16 protein-coding genes are annotated in these 22,216 nt (G+C 63.2%); 9 read left to right on the forward strand and 7 right to left on the reverse strand.

The genetic code is table 11. The annotated features are described in order from the left end of the window. Positions 1-89: 89 nt before the first annotated feature. From der to WM94_RS19480, 3 genes are all read left to right on the forward strand, one after another. Entirely contained in the window at positions 90-1,553 is a 1,464-nt protein-coding gene (gene der / locus WM94_RS19470) for a ribosome biogenesis GTPase Der (protein ID WP_013971029.1), read from the forward strand. Positions 1,554-1,763: 210 nt separating this feature from the next. Beyond that, positions 1,764-2,912, forward strand: a complete 1,149-nt coding sequence (locus WM94_RS19475; RefSeq protein WP_061551926.1) for a pyridoxal phosphate-dependent aminotransferase — start codon at positions 1,764-1,766, stop codon at positions 2,910-2,912. Further along, a complete protein-coding gene (locus WM94_RS19480) occupies positions 2,900-3,691 on the forward strand; it encodes an amidohydrolase (protein WP_061551927.1) in 792 nt (263 codons plus the stop codon). Before WM94_RS19475 ends, WM94_RS19480 begins: the two co-directional genes overlap by 13 nt. Before the next feature lie 130 nt (positions 3,692-3,821). On the opposite strand, the gene WM94_RS19485 is transcribed toward WM94_RS19480, so the two are convergent. Continuing rightward, the gene (locus tag WM94_RS19485) at positions 3,822-6,377 is read right to left on the reverse strand and encodes a sulfite reductase flavoprotein subunit alpha (protein ID WP_061551928.1); all 2,556 of its coding nucleotides are present in this window, start codon (positions 6,375-6,377) and stop codon (positions 3,822-3,824) included. Positions 6,378-6,639: 262 nt separating this feature from the next. Then, entirely contained in the window at positions 6,640-8,922 is a 2,283-nt protein-coding gene (locus tag WM94_RS19490) for a TonB-dependent siderophore receptor (RefSeq protein WP_061551929.1), read from the reverse strand. Positions 8,923-9,143: 221 nt separating this feature from the next. On the opposite strand from WM94_RS19490, the gene WM94_RS19495 reads away from it, so the two are divergent. Together WM94_RS19495 and WM94_RS19500 are read left to right on the forward strand one after the other, a co-directional pair. Further along, a complete protein-coding gene (locus WM94_RS19495) occupies positions 9,144-9,824 on the forward strand; it encodes a Fe2+-dependent dioxygenase (RefSeq protein ID WP_039613847.1) in 681 nt (226 codons plus the stop codon). 3 nt (positions 9,825-9,827) lie between these two features. Next, complete coding sequence (locus tag WM94_RS19500) at positions 9,828-10,577, forward strand: tetratricopeptide repeat protein (protein WP_061551930.1); 750 nt, start codon at positions 9,828-9,830, stop codon at positions 10,575-10,577. A 174-nt stretch (positions 10,578-10,751) separates the two neighbouring features. Here the strand turns inward: WM94_RS19500 and WM94_RS19505 are convergent, their stop codons facing one another. Beyond that, positions 10,752-11,915: a type III PLP-dependent enzyme gene (locus WM94_RS19505; protein ID WP_015269027.1), complete on the reverse strand. Its 1,164-nt coding sequence runs from the start codon at positions 11,913-11,915 to the stop codon at positions 10,752-10,754. Positions 11,916-12,409: 494 nt separating this feature from the next. Between WM94_RS19505 and WM94_RS19510 the strand changes: the two genes are divergently transcribed. The 3 genes from WM94_RS19510 to WM94_RS19520 all read left to right on the forward strand — a co-directional run bounded on the left by WM94_RS19510 (position 12,410) and on the right by WM94_RS19520 (position 16,428). Continuing rightward, the gene (locus tag WM94_RS19510; protein WP_061551931.1) at positions 12,410-12,907 is read left to right on the forward strand and encodes a sigma-70 family RNA polymerase sigma factor; all 498 of its coding nucleotides are present in this window, start codon (positions 12,410-12,412) and stop codon (positions 12,905-12,907) included. Between the two features lie 20 nt (positions 12,908-12,927). After that, on the forward strand, positions 12,928-13,890 hold the full coding sequence (locus WM94_RS19515; RefSeq protein ID WP_061551932.1) for a FecR family protein: 963 nt from the start codon (positions 12,928-12,930) through the stop codon (positions 13,888-13,890). A 108-nt stretch (positions 13,891-13,998) separates the two neighbouring features. Further along, positions 13,999-16,428: a TonB-dependent receptor gene (locus WM94_RS19520; protein WP_061551933.1), complete on the forward strand. Its 2,430-nt coding sequence runs from the start codon at positions 13,999-14,001 to the stop codon at positions 16,426-16,428. A gap of 169 nt (positions 16,429-16,597) precedes the next feature. On the opposite strand, the gene WM94_RS19525 is transcribed toward WM94_RS19520, so the two are convergent. The 4 genes from WM94_RS19525 to WM94_RS19540 are packed head-to-tail and all read right to left on the reverse strand — an operon-like array spanning position 16,598 to position 20,043. Beyond that, a complete protein-coding gene (locus tag WM94_RS19525; protein ID WP_024086314.1) occupies positions 16,598-17,755 on the reverse strand; it encodes a betaine/proline/choline family ABC transporter ATP-binding protein in 1,158 nt (385 codons plus the stop codon). Beyond that, the gene (locus WM94_RS19530) at positions 17,752-18,405 is read right to left on the reverse strand and encodes an ABC transporter permease (protein ID WP_003257874.1); all 654 of its coding nucleotides are present in this window, start codon (positions 18,403-18,405) and stop codon (positions 17,752-17,754) included. The genes WM94_RS19525 and WM94_RS19530 overlap by 4 nt, the downstream gene beginning before the upstream one ends. Further along, positions 18,402-19,316, reverse strand: coding sequence for a glycine betaine ABC transporter substrate-binding protein (locus WM94_RS19535; protein ID WP_061551934.1), 915 nt, complete (start codon positions 19,314-19,316; stop codon positions 18,402-18,404). The genes WM94_RS19530 and WM94_RS19535 overlap by 4 nt, the downstream gene beginning before the upstream one ends. A gap of 13 nt (positions 19,317-19,329) precedes the next feature. Then, the gene (locus WM94_RS19540) at positions 19,330-20,043 is read right to left on the reverse strand and encodes an ABC transporter permease (RefSeq protein WP_023660682.1); all 714 of its coding nucleotides are present in this window, start codon (positions 20,041-20,043) and stop codon (positions 19,330-19,332) included. Positions 20,044-20,601: 558 nt separating this feature from the next. On the opposite strand from WM94_RS19540, the gene WM94_RS19545 reads away from it, so the two are divergent. Beyond that, entirely contained in the window at positions 20,602-22,185 is a 1,584-nt protein-coding gene (locus WM94_RS19545; protein WP_003257876.1) for a peptide chain release factor 3, read from the forward strand. Positions 22,186-22,216 lie beyond the last annotated feature (31 nt).

A 22,216-nucleotide genomic window follows, 5' to 3' on the forward strand; every position in this document is an offset into this window, starting at 1 on the left:
AAGCCGCGGCGTAGGACACGCCGCCCGAACTCCGGCCGCTGCCTTGCAGCGGCCTTTGCATTTTCAAGAATTCAAGAGTGGAGAGCCGAATGGTTCCCGTAATCGCCCTGGTGGGCCGCCCGAACGTCGGCAAATCCACCATGTTCAACCGCCTGACCAAGACCCGCGATGCCATCGTCGGTGACCTGTCGGGCCTGACCCGTGACCGCCAGTATGGTGATGCCACCTGGCAGGGTCGTTCCTTCATCCTGATCGACACCGGCGGTATCACCGGTGACGAAGTGGGCATGGATGAGAAAATGGCCGAGCAGTCGCTCATGGCCATCGAAGAAGCTGACTATGTGCTGTTCCTGGTCGATGCCCGTGCCGGCATGACCGCTGCCGACCAGATGATCGCCGAGCACCTGCGCAAGCGGAACAAGGAAGCGATCCTGGTTGCCAACAAGATCGACAACATCGACGCCGATGTGGCTCGCGCCGAGTTCTCGCCGCTGGGCATGGGCAACGCCATCCCGGTGGCCGGCTCCCAAGGCCGCGGCATCAATGCGCTGATGGAGGCCGTGCTCGGCCACCTGCCACGCGACCAGGTCGAGGAAGCGTTGGACGCCGAAGTCGCCGAAGGCGAGGAAGCGGTGCGCATCCCGGGCCCGAGCGAAAAGGATGGCATCAAGATCGCCATCATCGGCCGCCCCAACGTCGGCAAGTCGACGCTGGTCAACCGCATGCTCGGCGAAGAGCGCGTGGTGGTGTACGACCAGCCGGGCACCACCCGCGACAGTATCTACATCCCGTTCGAGCGCGATGATGAGAAGTACACCTTCATCGACACGGCCGGCGTGCGCAAGCGCGGCAAGATCCACGAGGAAGTCGAGAAGTTCTCGGTGGTGAAGACGCTGCAGGCGATCAAGGACGCCAACGTGGTGATTTTCGTCATGGACGCCCGCGAAGGCGTGGTGGATCACGACCTGAACCTGCTGGGCTTCGCCCTGGAAGCTGGCCGCGCCATCGTCATCGCCCTGAACAAGTGGGATGGCATGGAGCCGGGCGAGCGTGACTACGTGAAGACCGAGCTGGAGCGCCGGCTGTTCTTCGTCGATTTCGCCGACATCCACTTCATCTCCGCCCTGCACGGCACCGGCGTGGGCCACCTGTACAAGTCGGTGCAGGCCGCGTTCAAGTCGGCGGTAACCCGTTGGCCGACCAGCCGCCTGACGCAGATCCTCGAAGATGCCGTGAGCGAGCACCAGCCGCCGCTGGTCAACGGCCGCCGCATCAAGCTGCGCTATGCCCACCTTGGTGGTGCCAACCCGCCGCTGATCGTGATCCACGGCAACCAGACCGACAAGATTCCGAAGTCGTACTCGCGTTACCTGGAGAACACCTACCGGCGTGTGCTGAAGCTGGTCGGTACGCCGATCCGCATCGAGTACAAGGGCGGTGAGAACCCGTACGAGGGCAAGAAGAACACCCTCACCGACCGCCAGGTCAACAAGAAGCGCCGCCTGATGTCGCACCACAAGAAGGCCGAGAAGAAGCGCCGCGACAAGCGCTGATTCCGCGTCGACTTCTTCGCGGGTAAACCCGCTCCTACAGGACCCACAGTTTTCGAAATCTGTGCAGGACCTGTGGGAGCGGGTTTACCCGCGAAGAGGCCCTTTGATCCAGCGCAAATCCCCCTATTGTTTCAACCTTTTTCCTGACCGCTCGATCCGCTATGCTCGGACTCCACCCCGTGCCGGATACACCCCAGGAAAGAGGGCTCCATGATCCGCAGCAAACTGCCGAATGTCGGCACGACCATCTTCACCACCATGTCCCAGCTCGCCGTGCAGACGGGCGCGCTCAACCTGTCGCAAGGCTTCCCCGACTTCAATGGCCCGCAGGCGCTGCTCGATGCAGTCGGCCGGCATGTGGCCGCCGGGCATAACCAGTATTCGCCGATGACCGGCCTGCCGGCCCTGCGCCAGCAGGTGGCGGCCAAGGTCGCGCGGCTGTATGGCGCGCAGGTGGATGCCGACCAGGAAGTGACCATCACCCCTGGCGCCACCGAGGCGATCTTCTGCGCCATCCAGGCTGTGGTGCATGCCGGTGACGAGGTAATCGTCTTCGACCCTTGCTACGACAGCTACGAGCCGTCCGTGGAACTGGCTGGTGGGCGCTGCGTGCATGTACAGCTGAGCGATGGCGATTTCCGCATCGACTGGCAGAAGTTCAGCGATGCCCTCAGCCCGCGCACGCGCATGGTCATTCTCAATTCGCCGCACAACCCCAGCGGTGCGCTGATTACCCAAGAAGACCTGGACCAACTGGCCCGGCTTATCGCTGACCGCGATATCTACCTGGTCAGCGACGAGGTCTACGAGCACCTGGTCTATGACGGTGTACGCCATGCCAGCGTGTTGGCCCACGAGCAACTGTACCAGCGCGCCTTCGTGGTCAGCTCGTTCGGCAAGACTTATCACGTCACCGGCTGGAAGACCGGCTACGTGGTCGCCCTGCCGGCGCTGAGTGCCGAGCTGCGCAAGGTGCACCAGTACGTCAACTTCTGCGGTGTGACCCCGCTGCAGTGCGCCTTGGCCGATTTCATGGCCGAGCACCCCGAGCATATCGATGAACTGCCGGCCTTCTACCAGGCCAAGCGAGACCTGTTCTGCGGCTTGCTGGAGGGCTCGCGGTTCCGTTTCACCCGCACGGCGGGTACCTATTTCCAGCTGGTGGACTATTCGCAGATCCGCCCGGACCTGAACGATGTCGACATGTCGCTGTGGCTGACCCGTGAGCACGGCGTGGCGACCATCCCGGTGTCGGTGTTCTACCAGCAACCCATCCCCGAGCAACGCCTGGTCCGCCTGTGCTTTGCCAAACGAGAGGAGACGCTGCGTCAGGCAGCGGAAAAACTATGCGCGATCTGAGTACACTGCCGAATCTGAAAGTCGCCCTGGTGCAGACCACTCTGGCCTGGCACGACCGCGAGGCCAACTATGCGCACTTCGAAGTGCTGCTGGAGCAGGTAGGCGAAGTGGACCTGGTGATCCTGCCGGAAATGTTCACTACCGGTTTTTCCATGCAATCGGAAAGCCTGTGCGAGCCGGAAAACGGCCCGACCTACAAATGGCTGAAGGCCCAGGCGAAGAAGTACAACACGGTGATTACCGGCAGCGTGATCATCCAGGCCGCCGATGGCAGCCACCGCAACCGCCTGCTGTGGGCTCGGCCTGATGGCGAGATCCTGCACTACGACAAGCGTCACCTGTTCCGCATGGCCGGTGAGCACAAGCATTACACCCCGGGTGAGCGCCAGGTGCAGTTCGAGCTCAAGGGCTGGCGGATTCGCCCGCTGATCTGCTACGACCTGCGCTTCCCGGTGTGGAGCCGCGATGCCCAGGACACCGACCTGTTGCTGTACACAGCCAACTGGCCGGCTGCGCGCCGCCAGCACTGGAACCGCCTGTTGCCGGCGCGGGGTATCGAGAACCTGTGCTATGTGGCGGCGGTGAACCGCGTGGGCACCGACGGCAAGGGCTTTGCCTATTCTGGCGACAGCCAGGTGCTGGACTTCCAGGGCGAGAGCCTGCTCAGTGCCGGGGAGGCCGACGGGGTGTTCACCGTGGTGTTGAGCGCGGCGGAGCTGGCGGCCTACCGGACCAAGTTCCCGGCCAACCTGGATGCCGACACCTTCGAGCTTCACTGACAGCTTGTATCGGCCTCTTCGCGGGTAAACCCGCTCCCACAGGTCCCCCCACAGTTTTTGAATTCTGTGCAGTACCTGTAGGAGCGGGTTTACCCGCGAAGAAGTCTGTGCTGGTTACATCAGTTTCCGATCAGTACACATCCCGCCGATACCGCCCATCCTCGATCAGCTGTTGCACAACCGCTTCCCCGAGGATGCCGTTGAGCGCCGCATCCACACCGGCAGCCATGCCTTGCAGGCTGCCGCAGACATACACACAGGCGCCATCCGCGACCCAGCGTTTGAACTCTTCAGCCTGCTGCAGCAACACATCCTGCACATACACCTTCTCGGCCTGGTCCCGCGAAAATGCGAGGTCCAGGCGTGCCAGGTCGCCGTTGTCCAGCCAGCCTTGCAGCTCGTTGCCGCACAGCAGGTCATGCGCCCGGTTACGCTCGCCGAACAGCAGCCAGTTGCGCTGCTCGCCAGCATTCACCCGCGCGCGGAGCAGGCTGCGCAGGCCGGCCAGGCCGGTGCCGTTGCCAATCAACACCAGCGGTGCAGCCGTTTCCGGCAGGTGGAAGCTGCTGTTGCGCCGCAAACGCAGGCTTAGCGTACCGTCAAGCGGCAGGTATTCGGTCAGCCAGCCGGAACCCAGGCCCAGGTTGCCATCGGTATGGCGTTCCTGGCGCACGATCAGCTCCAGCACGCCATCGCTGGCGATCGAGGCAATCGAGTATTCGCGGCTGCCGATCGGCACCAGTGCGTCGACCAGCGCCTGCGGCTGCAAACCGACCAGGTGATCGCGACGGGTCGGCAACTGGCGGCCGGCCAGGGCCTGGGCGAGGGTTTCGGCCAAGCCATTCACTTGCACCTTGGCCCCGGCGTCCAGCGCCATGCCATCGAGGAAGGCGTCGATCCTCGGCTGGCCGTTGAGCGGCAGGATCTCCACCAGGTCGCCGGCTTCCCAGCTGGCGGGCTGCTCCGGTCGCAGGCCCAGCAGGTACACCGGCTGGCCCTGGCTGCCCGGGTTGAGCAGTTCGCGGCGCACCAGCGACCAGTTGCCGAAACTCGGCGGCTGCCAGGCGGCCACTGGCTGGGCGCCGGTCAGTTGCGCCAGTTCCTGCTGCCACTGCTGCAGCGCGGCCTGGTCGGCGTTGTCCACTTCCACCGGGCTGAATGCGCTGCTGGCCCCGCGCTCACCCAGCCATGCCTGCAGGCGGCGGGCGAAGCCGCAAAAGTGCGGATACTGGCGGTCACCGAGGGCGAGCAGGGCGTAGCTGAGGTTGTCGAGCGGCCAAGGCTGGCCTAGCACCTTGCGCTCGAAGGCGCGAGCGCTGTCGGGGGCTTCGCCGTCGCCGAAGGTGCTGACCACGAACAGCGCACGGCGGGCCTGGCGCAGGTCGCTTTCACCCAGTTCTGCCAGGGCGCGTACCTGCACTGGCAGGCCGGCGGCCTGAAGCTGCCCGGCGCTCTGCCAGGCCAGTTGTTCGGCAAGCCCGCTCTGGCTGGCAAAACCGATCAGCCAGCTATCGCCGCTGGCAGTGTTGCTGGTGACGTTGCCACGGGCGGCACGTACCTGGCGCTTCTTGCGACGGCGGTCGAGGTACAGCAGCCAGCCGGTGACGAAGAACAGCGGCATGGTCAGGCTGGCGATGGTGACGATGATGCGCCCCGGCAGGCCGAAGTATTCGCCCACGTGCAGGGCGTAGACGCTCTGGAGCAGCTGGGCCTTGAAGGACTTGTCGGTGTAGCGGTCATGTCTTTTCACCTGGCCGCTGGCCGGGTCCAGTACCAGGGTGTTGAAGGCACGTGGGTGGCCGGCGTTATCCAGCAGGTAGAACAGGTTGGCCGGCTGGCCGCCTACCGGCGGCAGGCGCAGGTTGTACATGGCCAGGCCCGGGCCTGCAGCGTCCTTGAGGTTGGCCCAGATTGCGTCGTAGTCGACCACCAGCGGCGGGGCGTTCTTGTCGATTTTCTGCGGCCCGTGGCGGCCACGGCCTTCGCCGCGCTTTTGCTGCTGGCCGGCGATCGGCGCGTCGGCCAGCAGCTTGTTCAGGCCCTCGCGGTACCACTCGTAGGACCAGAACAGCCCGGTCAGAGCGAACAGCAGGTAGAACAGCAGGCACCAGGTGCCGGCCACCGCGTGCAGGTCCCAGTTGAAGGCGCGGCCTTTCTTGGCCCAGTCGAAGGTCAGCCAGGTGCGCCAGTCCAGCGCCTTGCGCGGCCAGCGCAGGTACAGGCCGGAGAGGCAGAAGAACACCAGCATCAGGGTGCAGGCACCGGTGATCTGCCGGCCGCTGTCGCCCGTGGCCAGGAAACGGTGCAGGTTGAGCATGAGGTTGAAGAAGCCTTGCCCGGCCACTTCTCCCTTGAGTTCGCCGGTGTACGGGTCGGCATAGCGCAGCTGGCCGCGGCGCTCGCCTGGTGGTGGGGTGAAGAAGACGCGTGCGGCGTTGCCTTCGCGTACATCGACCCACAGCATTGCCACCTTGTCGTGCTGCTGGGCCTCGACCCGCTGGACCAGTTCGGCCGGGGGCAGCACGCCCTCCGGGCGCACCTCGACCTTCAGGACATCGGCGTTCAGCGCGCGCAGCAGTTCTTCCTGAAACGAGTACAAGGCCCCGGTGATACCCATCAAGGCCAGCACCAGGCCAGCGGTGATGCCAAAGAACCAGTGCAATTGGAACAGCGTCTTCTTCACCACATGATCACCTTGTGTTTCTGCCGCACACTGCGCGGCGTGCATTATGCCTTGATACGCAAAAGCCCCGCTCACGGGAATGAACGGGGCAGGGTGGGCTAGTCAGTCAGGCTTGTGTTGTCTGTACCGGCCTCTTCGCGGGTGAACCCGCTCCCACAGGTACTGCACTGACCTCAGGTCCAGTGATATTTCTGTGGGAGCGGGTTCACCCGCGAAAGGGCCGGCACAGGCGCAGCCCATTCAACAGATCAACCCGATCCCGGCATCAGAAGTGGACGCTGGTGGTCAACAGAGCCGTCCGCCCCGCCGCCTGGTTGGCGAAGTGGGTAGAGAAGGCCTTGTCGTAGTACACCTCGTTGGTCAGGTTCTGCACGTTCAGTTGCAGGTCGATGTTCTTGGTCAGCTTGTAGGCGGCCATGGCGTCGTAGCGCACGTAGCTGTCCACCATTGTGGTATTGGCTACGTTGCCATACACGTCATCGACGTAGAACGCACCGCCACCGATGGTCAGCTTCGGCGTAATGGAGTAGGTGGTCCACAGGCTGGCGCTGTTGTTCGGCGTGTTTGGCAGCTGGTTGCCGTCGTTAGCCTTGTTCAGCGGGCCTCCGTCGATCTGACGCGCCTGGAGGTAGGTGTAGCCAGCGAATACCTGCCACTTGTCGGTGAGTTTGCCGCTGGCCGACAGCTCGATGCCCTGTACACGAGTTTCGCCGACGTTCTCGTAGGTGGTGGTGTCCACCTGAACGCGGGCGTTTTCCTTCTCTGTGCGGAAGATCGCTGCTGCCAGCGACAGGCGTTCGTCCAGCAAGTCCCACTTGGTACCTACTTCGTAGTTGGTGGTTTCTTCCGGCTCCAGGTCACTGCCCAAGATATTGCCGCTGCGGTCAGTGGTGCCTGGCAGAGTGTTGGTTTCGGTACCTTCACCGAGCATGGCGCCTGGCGGGGTCGCGGACGTGGCGTAGGAAACATAGATGCTGCCGTTCTCGGCAGGCTTCCAGACCAGACCCAACTGGCCTGTGAAGAATTCACTCTTGTCGCGACCTTTGGTAGGTACGCCGTTCTTGTTCACGACGGTTGCGCCGCTGGCGTCGTAGGTACGGAACTTGGTATCGAAATGGTCGTAACGCAGGCCCATGTTCAGCAGCCACTGGGGCGTGAGCTCCAGTGTATCGAAAGCATAGATCGCACGTGTCTTGCCGCTGGTTTTGGTACCGGCGTAGTTGCGCGAGACCGTGCCGTCCCAAGCGTCATCCGGGTTCGGGTCGCTCAGCGAGGTGCAGCTACCGCCGTTGCCAGGCCCAGTGCAGCTGAGTTTGCTGTTTGGCGTGACTGTGTAACTCTGGCGGTCGGACTCTTCCTTGGTGAACTCGATACCGGTGGAGAAATTGTTCTTGAAGCCGCCGACGAAGAACTCACCGAACAGGTCGGTCTGGTTGGTTGTGGTGGCGGTGTTGCCAACACGGGTGTTGGCGCGACGCCAGACCCCGTTGTTGTTGACGTTGCCAACACTGTCGTCAGGCTGGGTCAGGATATAGTCCTGCATGCTGTTGCCGTGACGCAGGGTGTTTTTGATGGTCAGCGAGTCCGTGAGGTCGTGCTCGATGCCAATGGTTGCGATGTCAACGCGGGTCTTGCGGAAATCGCGGCCGGTCAGGCCATAGAAGTTGTCGCTGTCGCCGCCGTCAGTCGGCTTGCTCGGGTGCGCCGAGGTGCGTGCGGTGTTGCCGCCGGTCGGGATGGTGTACGGAATGCCCGAATCCGGCAGGTCGTCGCTTTCCAGATGGTAGTAGTCGAGGTTCACGCGGGTCGGAGTACCCAGGCCGAAGGCCAGCGATGGGGCGATACCCCAACGGTCGTAGTTGACCTTGTCGCGGCCGGCGACGTTGCTTTCGTGGGTCATCAGGTTCAAGCGGCCGGCAGCGGTATCGCTGAACTGGTAGTTACCATCGAAGGTGTAGCGCTGGGTCTGGTCGCTGCCCCAGGTCCAGGCGCCGTCGAGCGAGTTGCCCATGTGTGCACGTTTGCTCACCAGGTTGATGGTGCCGCCGGCGGCACCACGGCCGCCGATGGCCGAGTTCGGGCCCTTGGCCACTTCCACCGATTCGATGGCAAAGATTTCGCGGGTTTGAGCGCCAGTGTCACGCACGCCGTCCAGGTAGGTGTCACCTTGGGCGTCGAAGCCGCGGATGAACGGGCGGTCGCCTTGCGGGTTGCCGCCTTCGCCGGCACCAAAGGTGATGCCCGGCACAGTGCGCAGTGCATCCTGCAGGGTCAGGGCGTTGGTGTCCTTGATCACTTGCTGCGGGATCACGGTTATCGAGCGCGGGGTATCCACCAGCGGCGCGGTGTACTTCTGCGAGGATGCCTGGTCGACCTTGTAATCGGTGCTGGCCTGTTCAGCCTTGCCGTTGACGCTGGTGGCGTCGAGGGTGATAGCACTACTGGCGACCGGGTCGGCGGCGTAGACCGACGAAGCGCTGAGGGCTACGCCGATGGCAGACACGATCAGGCGTGGTGAACTCACTGCAGATGGTACGTACTGGCGCATTGCTAAGGACCTTCCCCAAGGTGGTAAGGCCGCGGATCTTAATGTAAGCAATTGTGACTCACAATTGAGAGTCGTTACCATTCGTGAAGAATTTACAATCTTTACAATTTGCCTTTACGGTTTCATCAAGCTGAAACGTCTTAAGCGGCAATTGGGGCTTGTGAAGCGCAAAAGGGAATCAATATCATTGTCGCCTTACATTTTCCGACGGTGCTGTCGCCATGCTGCTTCACATCCCCGGCCTGTTTCACGCCGATGAACTGGCCCGTATCCGCGAGGCGCTGGAGCAGGCCGACTGGGCCGACGGCAAGATCACGGCCGGCTACCAGTCGGCCAAGGCCAAGCACAACCTGCAACTGCCGGAAGGCCACCCGCTGGCCAAGGAAATCGGCAGCGCGCTGATCGACCGCCTGTGGCAGAACCCGCGCTTCATGTCTGCAGCCTTGCCGCACAAGGTGTTCCCGCCGCTGATCAACTGCTACCGCGAAGGCGGCAGTTTCGGCTTCCACATCGACAACGCCCTGCGCCAGCCCAAGGGCAGCCCGGAGCGGGTGCGTACCGACCTGTCTTCCACACTGTTCCTCAGCGATCCGGACAGCTACGACGGCGGCGAGCTGGTGATTCAGGACACCTACGGCGAGCAGCAGGTCAAGCTGGCTGCCGGTGACCTGGTGCTGTACCCCGGCACCAGCCTGCACAAGGTCAACCCGGTGACCCGTGGCCAGCGTTACGCCGCGTTCTTCTGGACCCAGAGCCTGGTACGCGAGGACAGCCAGCGGGCGTTGCTCTTCGAGATGGACAATGCCATCCAGCAACTGACTGCCGATGTGCCGGACCATCCGTCACTGCTGCAGTTGACCGGCACCTACCACAATCTGCTGCGTCGCTGGGCCGAGGTCTGAGCCGTGTCCTATCAGTTGCGGCGTGAGGAAGTGGTGGATGTGGCCGGTTTGCGGGCCATGCTGGAAGAAAGCCCTGGCAAGGCCGCCCAGGCGATCCTGGCGGCGGCAGGGCAGGGCGCGGTCGAGGCACAGTTGCTGCTAGGGCAGATCCTGCTCGACGGGCGCGGCATTCAGGCGGATGCCGCCGTCGCCAGGCGCTGGTTCGGCATCGCCGCGCAGGGTGGCAGTGCCATGGCGCACAACATGCTGGGCCGTTGCCTGGAGCATGGCTGGGGCGGTGAGCCAAGCCAGACGCAGGCGGCCATTCACTATGCGCGTGCGGCCGATGCCGGGCTGGACTGGGGGCTGTACAACCTGGGCAACTTGCTGGCCACCGGGCGCGGCATACCGGCCAACCAGGCACAGGCGCTGATGTGCTACGAGAAGGCCGCGCACATGGGGCATGCCAAGTCGATGAACCTGTACGGGCGTTACCTGGAACAAGGCATCGCCACGGCGCCCAATCCGACACGGGCGGTGCGCTGGTATCGGCGCTCGGCCGAGGCGGGGGACTTTCGTGGCATGTTCAGCCTGGCGCTGGTGCTTGTCGAGCGGGGGCAGGTGGCGGAAGCCGGGCCCTGGCTGGAGCGGGCGCGGGTCGAGGGGAACATGAATTTCCTGCGCAGCGCGCTGGTGACCTTGCAGGGGGCGGGGCCGGTGTTGATGGCCTTTGCGGCGCGGTATGCCGAGGAGATCGAACGGCGCGAAGCTTGAGGCTCCCTCAAGGCCTGTAGGAGCAGCCTTGTGCTGCGAAGAGGCCGGCATGACAAAAGAGGGCCTTTGGCAGTTATGGCCTCTTCGCAGCACAAGGCTGCTCCTACAGGTAGTTGCACAGGCCTGAGGGCGGAAAGCACAAATGAAAACGGGGCCTTTCGGCCCCGTTTTGCGTTACAGGTAGTAAGCCTTCAGCGGCGGGAAGCCATTGAATTCCACTGCGCTGTAGCTGGTGGTGTAGGCACCGGTCGACAGCCAGTACAGGCGGTCACCGATGGCCAGGTTCAGCGGCAAGCCGTACTTGTAGTGCTCGTACATGATGTCGGCGCTGTCGCAGGTCGGGCCGGCGATGACCACTTCTTCGGTCTCGCCTTTCTTCTCGGTCCAGATCGGGAACTTGATGGACTCGTCCATGGTTTCGATCAGGCCGGAGAACTTGCCCACGTCGGTGTAGATCCAGCGCTCGACGGCAGTACGCGACTTGCGTGCAACCAGTACCACTTCGCTGACCAGGATACCGGCGTTGGCAATCAGCGAACGGCCCGGCTCGAGGATGATTTCCGGCAGGTCGTCACCGAAGTCTTCCTTCAGGAAGCGGATGATCTCTTCGGCGTAGGTTTCCAGGCTGTTGGTCCGGGTGATGTAGTTGGCCGGGAAGCCGCCACCCATGTTGATCAGCTTCAGCTCGATGCCGTCTTCTTCCTTCAGGCGCTCGAAGATCACCTTGACCTTGGCGATGGCGGCGTCCCACACGCTGATGTCGCGCTGTTGCGAGCCGACATGGAAGGAAATGCCATAAGGCACCAGGCCCAGGTCGCGGGCGAGAATCAGCAGGTCCATGGCCATGTCGGTCTGGCAGCCGAATTTACGCGACAGCGGCCAGTCGGCAGTGGTCGAGCCTTCGGTGAGGATACGCACGTACACCTTCGAACCCGGTGCGGCCTTGGCGATGTTGCGCAGGTCGGCTTCCGAGTCGGTGGCATACAGGCGCACGCCCTTCTCGTAGAAGTAGCGGATGTCCTTGGACTTCTTGATGGTGTTGCCGTAGCTGATACGGTCGGCGCTGACGCCGCGACCCAGCACCTTGTCCAGCTCGTAGATCGAGGCGATGTCGAAGCTCGAGCCTTTCTCTTTGAGCAGGTCGATGATTTCCACGGCCGGGTTGGCCTTGACCGCGTAGTACACCTTGGCGAATTCGAAACCAGCGCGCAGGTCGTCGTAGGCCTGGCTGATCATCTGGGTATCGATGAGTACGAACGGGGTTTCCTGCTTGTCGGCAAACGCCTTCATTTTCTGGAAGGTGTCACGCGCGAAATAGTCTTCGACCTGGATCGACATGCTCAGGGACTCCATGGGCAAACTGAAAATTTAAGTGGCTGCAAACTGAACGTCCTCCGTATCCCCACTTTGGTTCGCCTACTCAGTACTTGAGCCGGATGGATCGTTTCCAGCATGGACGTTCGGCGCGCACTTTAGGGCGTGAAGAATGCAGAATCAACAGGCAATCCGGGCGTGATCGACGCGGATCGACGACCTGCCATTTGAATAACCGACCCATGTGACCGGCTGATGTTCCCCGGAGTGTTTCAAGCGTAAAAAATAGTGGAATGGAACGCGTTGGCTCCTTCGCGGGTACGCCCGTTCCCACAGGCATCTCGCGGTTTCTGTGGGAGCGGGCGTGCCCGCGAAGGGGCCTCAGGTGTTCATATTTATGGCCACATTTCCCTGGCACTGCCGTGCATGAAAAAGACGATAAATTTTTTGTTACCGACTGGCGGAATTGCCGTCCTTGATGAGAAACATTACTATTCGCACCCTTGTCTGCCTCCCTGATGACCCCGACCGTGTCCGGACCCAAAGGCTTCCTCGACCACTACCATGAGCTGATCGGCACCTGGACGCGCAAGTTGCGCAGTCGACAGCAGGCCGAGGACCTCACCCACGATGCCTTTGTCCGGGTACTGGAAAACCCGCGCGAGCAGGTCGAGCAGCCACGCGCCTACCTGCACCAGACCGCGCGCAATATTGCCGTGGATGGTTTCCGTCGCGAGGACCGCCGCCAGGCACTGGAGCTGGAAGCCTTCGACGAAAGCATGGGCGGCGGTGGCGACCCCGAGGCCTACGTGCATGCGCTGGAGCTGGCCGACAGTGTCGAGCGGGCGTTGGCCGAACTGCCGCTCAATTGCCGACAGGTGTTCATCTGGCAGAAGCTCGAAGGCCTGACCCAGGCCGAGATCGCCGAGCGCATGGGGTTGAGCAAGAACATGGTCGAAAAGTATATGATCCGCACGCTCCGGCATCTGCGCGAGCACCTGGATGTGTCGGCATGATGAGTCAGGAGACCTTTTCGATGAAACAGCACGGTACCGATACCGTCCGCGAGCAGGCGGCCGCGTGGTTCGCCCGGGTGCAGGATGCGCCTCGCGATGCCGGGCTGCAGGCGCAGCTGCACGCCTGGCTGGAAGGCGATGCACGGCACCGTGATGAGTACCAGCAGCTCGCCCGCCTGTGGCAGGCCACCGACTTCATCCCGCGCCAGCGCCTGGAAGCGCTGTGCCAGCCGGCACCGGTACGCCAGTTGCCACGTCGGCGCTTCGTGCGCCAGGCCTTGGCCGCCAGCGTGGCCGCACTGGCGTTGGGCCTGGGCTGGGGCGGCTGGCACTACCAGCAACTGAATCACCAGGGCAGCTTGCAGACCGCCTTCAACGAACGCCGCCAGGTCGAACTGCCGGATGGTTCGCACCTTGAACTCAACGGCAGCACGCAAGTGCAGGTCGCTTTCAGCGCCGGCCAGCGGCATGTCCGGCTGATGGCGGGTGAGGTGATGTTCACCGTCGCCCACGACAGTGGCAGGCCGTTCGTGGTCGACACCGCCCAGGGCAGCGTGACCGTCACCGGTACCCGTTTCGACGTCCGCCTGGACCCGGCCAGCACCCGCGTGGCGGTGGAGCAGGGCTCGGTGCGTGTGCAGGGCAAGGGCGCCTCGCTGGCGCAGCTCACGGCGGGCCAGGGCTCGCATATAGATGCACAAGGCCAGGTGGCGGCGCCCTATGCGGTGAATACCGGCGCCCTGACTGCCTGGCGCCAAGGCAGGCTGGTGTTCGACAACGCCACCCTGGCCGAGGTGGTGGCCGAGGCCTCGCGTTACCGCAGCCAGCCGCTGCGGGTCGCCCCCGGTAAAGTCGCCCAGCTGCGGCTGTCCAGCACCTTCAGCACCGACGACACCGACGCGCTGCTGCGTGCCTTGCCGAGCATCCTGCCGGTGGCCATCAAGGCCCATGAAGATGGCTCGCGCGAAATAATCGCGAAATAGATTCAGGTTTTTTTCCGCTCGTTCGTCTTCCCCGCCAGCTGCAACTGCCAAGCATTTCCATTTGCATGCGGTTGGCGTTTATTCCGTATTCCAGGAAGTTTCGACGACGTGAACAACAACAAGCCCTTCCCACGCTTCCGCGCCCTGGCGCTGGCCCTGGCGGTCAGTGCCGTGGCGGTCAACAGCCAGGCCGCAGAGTCCGGCAGCACCATCCAGATCCAGGCCCAACCCTTGGCTTCGGCGCTGAACCAGCTGGGCCAGCAGACCAACCTGCAGTTGTTCTTCAGCCCCGAGCTGGTGGCTGGCAAGCAGGCCCCGGCGGTGTCCGGCCAGCTGGCGCCCGAGCAGGCGCTGCAGCAGTTGTTGCAAGGCAGCGGCCTGACCTACGAGATGTCCCAGGGCACCGTGGTGGTCAAGCCGGCCCAGGCCGATGGCACCCTCACCACCGGTAGCCTGGAGCTGGCACCCACCGACGTCAAGGTGGTGGGTGACTGGCTGGGCGATGCCCAGCAGAGCGTGGTGCAGAACCACCCCGGCGCGCGCACCGTGGTGCGCCGCGAGGCGATGGTGGAAAAGGGCGCAATGAACGTGCGTGACGTGCTGCGCGGCATCCCCGGCGTTCAGGTGCAGGACTCCAACGGTACCGGCGGCAGCGACCTGTCGCTGAACGTGGGTGTTCGCGGCCTGACTTCGCGCCTGTCGCCACGCTCCACGGTGCTGATCGACGGCATTCCGGCCGCTTTCGCGCCCTATGGCCAGCCGCAGCTGTCGATGGCGCCGATTTCCTCGGGCAACCTCGACAGCATCGACGTGGTGCGTGGCGCCGGTTCCGTGCGTTATGGCCCGCAGAACGTCGGTGGGGTGATCAACTTCGTTACCCGGGCAATCCCAGAGAAGCCCTCGGCCGAGCTGTCCACCACCCTGGAAACCTCCCAGCATGGCGGCTGGAAGCACACCGAGTCGGCCTTCGTCGGCGGTACGGCGGACAACGGCATGGGCGTGGCGCTGCTGTACACCGGGGTGAATGGCAACGGCTACCGTGAAAGCAACAATGGCAACGACATCGACGACGTCATCCTCAAGACCCACTGGGCACCGACCGACGTTGACGAGTTCTGGCTCAACTTCCACTACTACGACGGCCGTGCCGACATGCCTGGTGGCCTGACCCAGGCGCAGTACGACAGCAACCCGTACCAGTCGCTGCGCGACTACGACTACTTCGCCGGCCGGCGCAAGGACGTGTCGTTCAAGTGGCAGCGGCAGCTCGACGACGCCACCCAGTTCGAAGTGCTGACCTACTACACCGACAGCTTCCGCGGCAGCTCCATTGCCTCGCGCGACATGAAGACCCTGTCGTCGTACCCGCGCAACTACCATACCTTTGCCATCGAACCACGGCTGTCGCGGATCTTCTTCGCCGGCCCGACCACCCAGGAAGTCAGCGTGGGCTACCGCTACCTGAAGGAAGCGATGCGTGAGCAGTCGACCCGCCTGGCGCTGATCGACAACGTGCCGACGCCCGCCCCGGGCTCCGACGGCCATGTGTTCCAGGACCGCAGCGGTGGTACCGAGGCCAGTGCCTACTACATCGACGACAAGATCGACGTGGGTAACTGGACCATCACCCCAGGTATCCGCTTCGAGCATATCAACACCGACTGGCGCGACCGCCCGGTGCTCGGTGCCAACGGCCAGCCGGTGCCGGAGAAGAAACGCAGCATCACCAGCAACGAGCCGCTGCCGGCGCTGAGCGTGATGTACCACATCTCCGATGCGTGGAAGGTGTTCGCCAACTACGAGACCTCGTTCGGCAGCCTGCAGTACTTCCAGCTGGGCCAGGGTGGTACGGGCAACAGTACGGCCAATGGCCTGGAGCCGGAAAAGGCCAAGACCTACGAAATCGGTACCCGCTATGACAATGGCGGCTTTGCTGGTGAGCTGACGGCTTTCTACATCGACTTCGATGACGAACTGCAGTACATCAGCAACGATGTGGGCTGGACCAACCTCGGTGCGACCAAGCACCAGGGTATCGAGGCCTCGGTGCGCTATGACCTGGACGGGCTGGACCCGCGCCTGGAAGGGCTGTCGGTGAACGGTGGCTATACCTATACCCGCGCTACTTATGAAGGGGACATTCCTGGCTTCGAGGGCCGTGACCTGCCGTTCTATTCACGCCAGGTGGCCACTGCCGGCGTGCGTTACGCGGTCAATCACTGGACCTGGAACCTGGATGCCTACGCCCAATCCAAGCAGCGCGCGCCGGGTACCGGGATCAATGCCGATGGCAGCTTCAACGGCGACTACATCACCGAGCCGAGTGCGGACGGGCAGTTTGGCGATATTCCGGGTTATGTGACCTGGCATGCCCGTGGCGGGTATGAGTTCGGGCCCCAGATGTCCAACCTGAAGCTGGCGGCGGGGGTGAAGAACCTGTTCGACAAGCAGTACTTCACCCGCTCCAGCGACAACAATGCCGGCATCTATGTGGGTGAGCCGCGGACCTTCTATGTGCAGGCCAGTGTAGGGTTCTGACATCGCGTCGCCTGCTTCGCGGGTGAACCCGCTCCCACAGGTACCGCGCAGGTCTTTAGCCTTGCACCGACCCTGTGGGAGCGGGTTTACCCGCGAAGAGGCCGGCACAGGCAATCCATTACTTGGGTTCTGAGCCGAGATTGCCGGGGACGCAGTGCGCCCCCGGCGATTACGAAACCACCGCCTCGGCCGGCGAGACAATGCTGGTCTTGGCCCCCCGCGAGCGCCCCGAACTCAGGTACGCCGCAATCGACTCCTGCGTCACCTCGCCCAAGAACACCTGTTCGGCATCCAGCACCGGCAGCCACGCCCGGTTGAACTCGTACATCCGCGACAGCAGGATGCGCAAATGCTCATCATGCGACGCCGTGGCATTGAACGGCCGCAGAAAGTCGCCACAAGTCCCTTGCTGGCGATGCATGTCACGCCGGCGCACGTAGCCCAGCGCCTTGTTCTGCGCATCGGTCACCACCACGTAGCGGCGGTCGTGCTCGTCCAGCAGCTCCAGCGCATCGCTCACCGGCGTCTGCGGGCTCACCGATGGCGCGTTGTCTGCCGCATCCTCCGCACGCACCAGCAGCAGGCGCTTGAGGGTGCTGTCCTGGCCGACGAAGTTGCTGACGAAATCATCCGCCGGGTGCGCCAGCAGGGTGTCCGGGTGGTCCAGCTGCAACAGCTTGCCGGCGCGGAAGATGGCGATCTTGTCGCCCAGCTTGATCGCTTCGTCGATGTCGTGGCTGACCATGATCACGGTCTTGTTCAACGCCCGCTGCATCTCGAAGAACTCGTTCTGGATCATCTCGCGGTTGATCGGGTCGACCGCGCCGAACGGCTCGTCCATCAGCAGCACCGGCGCTTCCGCCGCCAAGGCACGGATCACGCCGATACGCTGCTGCTGCCCGCCGGACAGCTCGCGCGGGTAGCGCTGCAGGTACTGCTTGGGCTCCAGCTTGATCATGTGCATCAGCTCGCGGGCGCGTTCATGGCACTTCTGTTTGCCCCAGCCGAGCAGGCGCGGCACCACGGTGATGTTCTCCTCGATGGTCATGTTGGGGAACAGGCCGATCTGCTGGATGACATAGCCGATGTGCCGGCGCAGGGTGACCTCGTCCAGCCCGGTGGTGTCTTCGCCATTGATGAACACCTGGCCGGAAGTGGGCGTGATCAGGCGGTTGATCATTTTCAGGGTAGTGCTCTTGCCGCAGCCCGAGGGGCCGAGGAACACGCAGATTTCCCCTTCGTTGACGGTGAGGCTTACCGAGTCGACGGCTTTGACGTCCTTGCCGTTGACGTTGAAGGTTTTGCTGAGGTTCTTCAGTTCGATCATGAGCGCAGTCCTTCTGGAGTCAGGGCACGTTGCAGGGTTTGCAGGAGCAGGTCGGCGATGATCGCCAGCAGGCTGACCAGCACGGCGCCGACCAGCAGCATCGACATGTCGCTGCGGCTGATGGAGGTGAGGATGAGTACGCCAAGGCCACCGGCGCCGATGGTGGCGGCGATGGTCATCACGCCGATGTTCATCACCACGGCGGTGCGCACGCCGGCGAGGATCACCGGCACGGCGATGGGCAGTTCGACCATGCGCAGGCGCTGGCCGAAGGTCATGCCGATGCCGCGTGCGGCTTCACGGATGCCGGGCTCGACGTTGGTCAAAGCCAGGTAGGTGTTGCGCATGATCGGCAGCAGTGAGTAGAGGAACACCGCAGTGATCGCCGGCAGCGGCCCCAGGCCCTGGCCGAACTTGGAGTAGAACGGCAGCAGCAGGCCGAACAGGGCGATCGAGGGGATGGTCAGCAACACTGTGGCACTGGCCTGCAAAGGGCCGGCGACGGCCGGGAAGCGGGTCATCAGGATGCCCAGCGGTACGCCGACGATGATCGCCAGGCCCACGGCGACGCCGACCAGCATGATGTGTTGCCAGGTCAGCTGCAGTACCTGGGCCCAGTCGAGGTGGGCGAACGTGTCGAGCAGGCTCATGGTTGTACCTCGCCAGGCATTGGGTGGTCACGCAGGAAGGTGGCGGCCACCGTGGTCGGGTTCTGGTGTTCGACGTCGACCTTGGCATTGAGCTGGCGCATGGTTTCGTCATCCAGTTGCTCGGCCAGAGGCTTGAGCAGGCCGGCCAGTTGCGGGTTGGCGTCGAGCACCTGTTTGCGCACCACCGGGGCGGCGGTGTAGTCGGGGAAGTAGTGTTTGTCGTCTTCCAGCAGCTTGAGGTTGAACGCGTTCAGGCGACCATCGGTGGTGTACACAAGGCCGGCGAACACCTGGTTGTTGTGCATGGCGGTGTAGACCAGGCCGGCATCCATCTGGCGGATGTTGGCGCGGCCCACTTGCAGGTCGTACATCGTTTTCAGGCCTACCAGGCCATCCGGGCGGTTGGCGAACTCGGTGTCCAGCGCCACCAGGTGGTTGCGGTGGCTTTCGTCACGCAGTACCTGGTTGAGGTCGCTGATCGAATTGATCTGCGGATAGGCCTCGGCGACCTGCTTGGGCAGGCCCAGCGCATAGGTGTTGCTGAACTTCGACGGGGTCAGCCAGATCAGGTCCTTCTTCGCGTCCAGTGCCTTGACCTTGGCGTAGGTGGCCTCGGCACTGGGCATGCGCTCGTCGATATGGTTGTACGACACCAGTGACACGCCGGTGTATTCCCACATCAGGTCGAGCTGGCCGGTTTCCTGGGCCTGGCGTGCGATGTTGCTGCCAAGGCCGCTGGTGACGCGCACATCAAAACCGTTGGCGCGCAGGTATTGCGCGGTGATTTCGGCGAGTACGGTCTGTTCGGTGAACACCCGCGCGCCGATACGGACAAGTGGTTTTTCCGCTGCCTGGGCAAATCCTGCAAACAGCAGGGCCGCGCCCAACAATAAAGCGATTCTCTTGTTCATATGTTCCCTCTCGTTATCCAGCCAGGCCACGTTCCAGCCAGCGCTTGCTGGAGAAACTCACCGCTGCATCCAGCGCCAGCGCCAGCAGTGCGGTGCAGGCAGCCCCCAGCAGCAGTTGTGGCTGGTTGTTCAGGGCGATGCCGGGGAAGATCAGGCTGCCGAGGCTGTTGGCGCCAATCAGGAACGCCAGCGGTGCGGTGCCGACGTTCAGCGCCAGGGCCACGCGCACACCGCCAACGATGATCGGCACGGCGTTGGGCAGCTCCACCTGCCAGAGTTGCTGGCGCGGAGTCATGCCGATGCCGGTGGCGGCTTCCTTGAGCGAGGCGGGGACGTTTTTCAGGCCCTCGTAGGTATTGCGCACGATGGGCAGGAGAGAGGCGAGGAACAGCGCGAAGATCGCGGGCCCGGCGCCGATGCCCAGGATACTCAGGGCAATGGCCAGAACGGCCAGGGGAGGGATGGTGTTACCAACGTTGAAGAACTGCATGAAGCGCTCGGCTTTGTCGACCCGGTGCGGTCGACTTAACGCAATGCCGGCGGGGATGCCCACGGCCAGCGCCGCCGCCATCGAAGCCAGCACCAGTACCAGGTGCGCTTGCAGGTAGAACCCAAGATCGTCGCGATACCGCGCGATCGTGTCGATGCCGATCCAGTGGACCAGCAGGGCCAGGATGACGAGCACGGCGGCCCATCCCAACAGCCCTTTTCCGTAGCGTTTAGCCACAGGCGGACTCCTTGTGTAGTCGGCGAGCACACTTCTTGGTTGCCGGCCAGTCCTGGCGGCGGGTGGTGTGTTCGCGAGTAGCAGCGTGACGCACGCCGAAGGCTGCGATCAGGCCATGAGCCGAACCCCGTCGGGCCCGAAAATGCTGATGAAAACAACTCCCCAACCGAAGCGGGTTGCAGGGGAGTGGACGTCTCCGTGGGCGTAAAGGTTCCCATCTGGGGCGGCATTTGGCCAGCGTTAATCACTGGTTGGTTGGAAAATTGACGAGAAAAAGCAGCGGGTTAGTGCTCTGTAGGCGTTGAAATAACTGCTCTTGGGCCATTTGTCGTGATAAAGCGATTGCCTGGCGAATTTGTGGCCTCTGGGCGGGCGCTTTCGCGGGTAAACCCGCTCCCACAGGTCCTGCACAGGTTTCAAAGGCGGTGTGATACCTGTGGGGGCGGGTTTACCCGCGAAGAGGCCGGAACAGGCACCGCCGGTTCAGCAAATTTTGGTCCCGGCCCAACTTCAGGTATGATATCGCCCCTTTTTAATCCCCCAGTCAGGCGATTTCCCATGACCAACCAGGCCGCCGAAGTCGCGAAGCGCCGCACTTTCGCAATCATTTCCCACCCCGACGCCGGTAAGACCACCATCACCGAGAAGCTGCTGCTGATGGGCAAGGCCATTGCCGTCGCCGGTACCGTGAAGTCGCGCAAGTCCGACCGCCACGCCACCTCCGACTGGATGGAAATGGAGAAGCAGCGCGGCATCTCCATCACCACCTCGGTGATGCAGTTCCCGTACCGCGAGCACATGATCAACCTGCTCGACACCCCCGGCCACGAAGACTTCTCGGAAGACACCTACCGCACCCTGACCGCGGTGGACTCGGCGCTGATGGTGCTCGACGGCGGTAAAGGTGTAGAGCCACGTACCATCGCCCTGATGGACGTGTGCCGCCTGCGCGACACGCCGATCGTCAGCTTCATCAACAAACTCGACCGCGACATCCGCGACCCGATCGAGCTGCTGGACGAGATCGAAGCCGTGCTGAAGATCAAGGCCGCGCCGATCACCTGGCCGATCGGTTGCTACCGCGACTTCAAGGGCGTGTACCACCTGACCGGTGACTACATCGTGGTCTACACTCCGGGCCACGGCCACGAGCGCACCGAAGCCAAGATCATCCAGAAGCTGGACTCGGACGAAGCCCGTGCCCACCTGGGCGACCAGTACGATTCGTTCGTCGAACAGCTGGAGCTGGTGCAGGGCGCCTGCCACGAGTTCAACCAGGAAGAGTTCATCAACGGCCAGCTGACCCCGGTGTTCTTCGGTACCGCGCTGGGCAACTTCGGTGTCGACCATGTGCTTGACGCCGTCGTCGACTGGGCGCCGCGCCCGCTGGGCCGTGTTGCCCACGAGCGCACCGTGGAGCCTGTGGAAGAGAAGTTCACCGGTTTCGTGTTCAAGATCCAGGCGAACATGGACCCGAAACACCGCGACCGCATCGCCTTCATGCGTATCTGCTCGGGCAAGTACGAGAAGGGCATGAAGATGCGCCACGTGCGCATCAACAAGGACCTGCGTATCGGCGATGCGCTGACCTTCTTCTCCTCCGAGCGTGAGCAGCTGGAAGAGGCCTATGCCGGCGACATCATCGGCCTGCACAACCACGGCACCATCCAGATCGGCGACACCTTCACCGAAGGCGAGGCACTGGGCTTCACCGGTATCCCGCACTTCGCCCCGGAGCTGTTCCGCCGCGTGCGCCTGAAGGACCCGCTGAAATCCAAGCAGCTGCGCCAAGGCCTGCAACAGCTGGCCGAAGAAGGTGCTACCCAGGTGTTCTTCCCCGAGCGCAGCAACGACATCATCCTCGGTGCGGTCGGTGTGCTGCAGTTCGACGTGGTCGCCAGCCGCCTGAAGGAAGAGTACAAGGTTGAGTGCGCCTACGAGCCGATCACCGTGTGGTCGGCCCGCTGGATCGGCTGTGACGACAAGAAGAAGCTCGAGGAATTCCAGAACAAGGCCATGGAGAACCTTGCCATCGACGGTGGCGGGCACCTGACCTACCTGGCGCCGACCCGGGTCAACCTGTCGCTGATGGAAGAACGGTGGCCGGACATCAAGTTCCGCGCTACCCGCGAGCATCACTGATTTCGAGAGCTTGCTCCTGATTTTCAGGGCC

Source organism: Pseudomonas sp. ABFPK, from assembly GCF_001586765.1.
Classification (GTDB): Bacteria; Pseudomonadota; Gammaproteobacteria; order Pseudomonadales; family Pseudomonadaceae; genus Aquipseudomonas; species Aquipseudomonas asiatica.

What these genes read in the sequence shown, in the direction of transcription:
- WM94_RS19545 (WP_003257876.1), top strand. Translation starts at nt 20,602, where the DNA reads ATGACCAACCAGGCCGCCGAAGTCGCGAAGCGCCGCACTTTCGCAATC.
- WM94_RS19490 (WP_061551929.1), bottom strand. Translation starts at nt 8,922, where the DNA reads ATGCGCCAGTACGTACCATCTGCAGTGAGTTCACCACGCCTGATCGTG.
- WM94_RS19505 (WP_015269027.1), bottom strand. Translation starts at nt 11,915, where the DNA reads ATGTCGATCCAGGTCGAAGACTATTTCGCGCGTGACACCTTCCAGAAA.
- WM94_RS19525 (WP_024086314.1), bottom strand. Translation starts at nt 17,755, where the DNA reads ATGATCGAACTGAAGAACCTCAGCAAAACCTTCAACGTCAACGGCAAG.
- WM94_RS19510 (WP_061551931.1), top strand. Translation starts at nt 12,410, where the DNA reads ATGACCCCGACCGTGTCCGGACCCAAAGGCTTCCTCGACCACTACCAT.
- der (WP_013971029.1), top strand. Translation starts at nt 90, where the DNA reads ATGGTTCCCGTAATCGCCCTGGTGGGCCGCCCGAACGTCGGCAAATCC.
- WM94_RS19480 (WP_061551927.1), top strand. Translation starts at nt 2,900, where the DNA reads ATGCGCGATCTGAGTACACTGCCGAATCTGAAAGTCGCCCTGGTGCAG.
- WM94_RS19495 (WP_039613847.1), top strand. Translation starts at nt 9,144, where the DNA reads ATGCTGCTTCACATCCCCGGCCTGTTTCACGCCGATGAACTGGCCCGT.
- WM94_RS19530 (WP_003257874.1), bottom strand. Translation starts at nt 18,405, where the DNA reads ATGAGCCTGCTCGACACGTTCGCCCACCTCGACTGGGCCCAGGTACTG.
- WM94_RS19475 (WP_061551926.1), top strand. Translation starts at nt 1,764, where the DNA reads ATGATCCGCAGCAAACTGCCGAATGTCGGCACGACCATCTTCACCACC.
- WM94_RS19535 (WP_061551934.1), bottom strand. Translation starts at nt 19,316, where the DNA reads ATGAACAAGAGAATCGCTTTATTGTTGGGCGCGGCCCTGCTGTTTGCA.
- WM94_RS19515 (WP_061551932.1), top strand. Translation starts at nt 12,928, where the DNA reads ATGAAACAGCACGGTACCGATACCGTCCGCGAGCAGGCGGCCGCGTGG.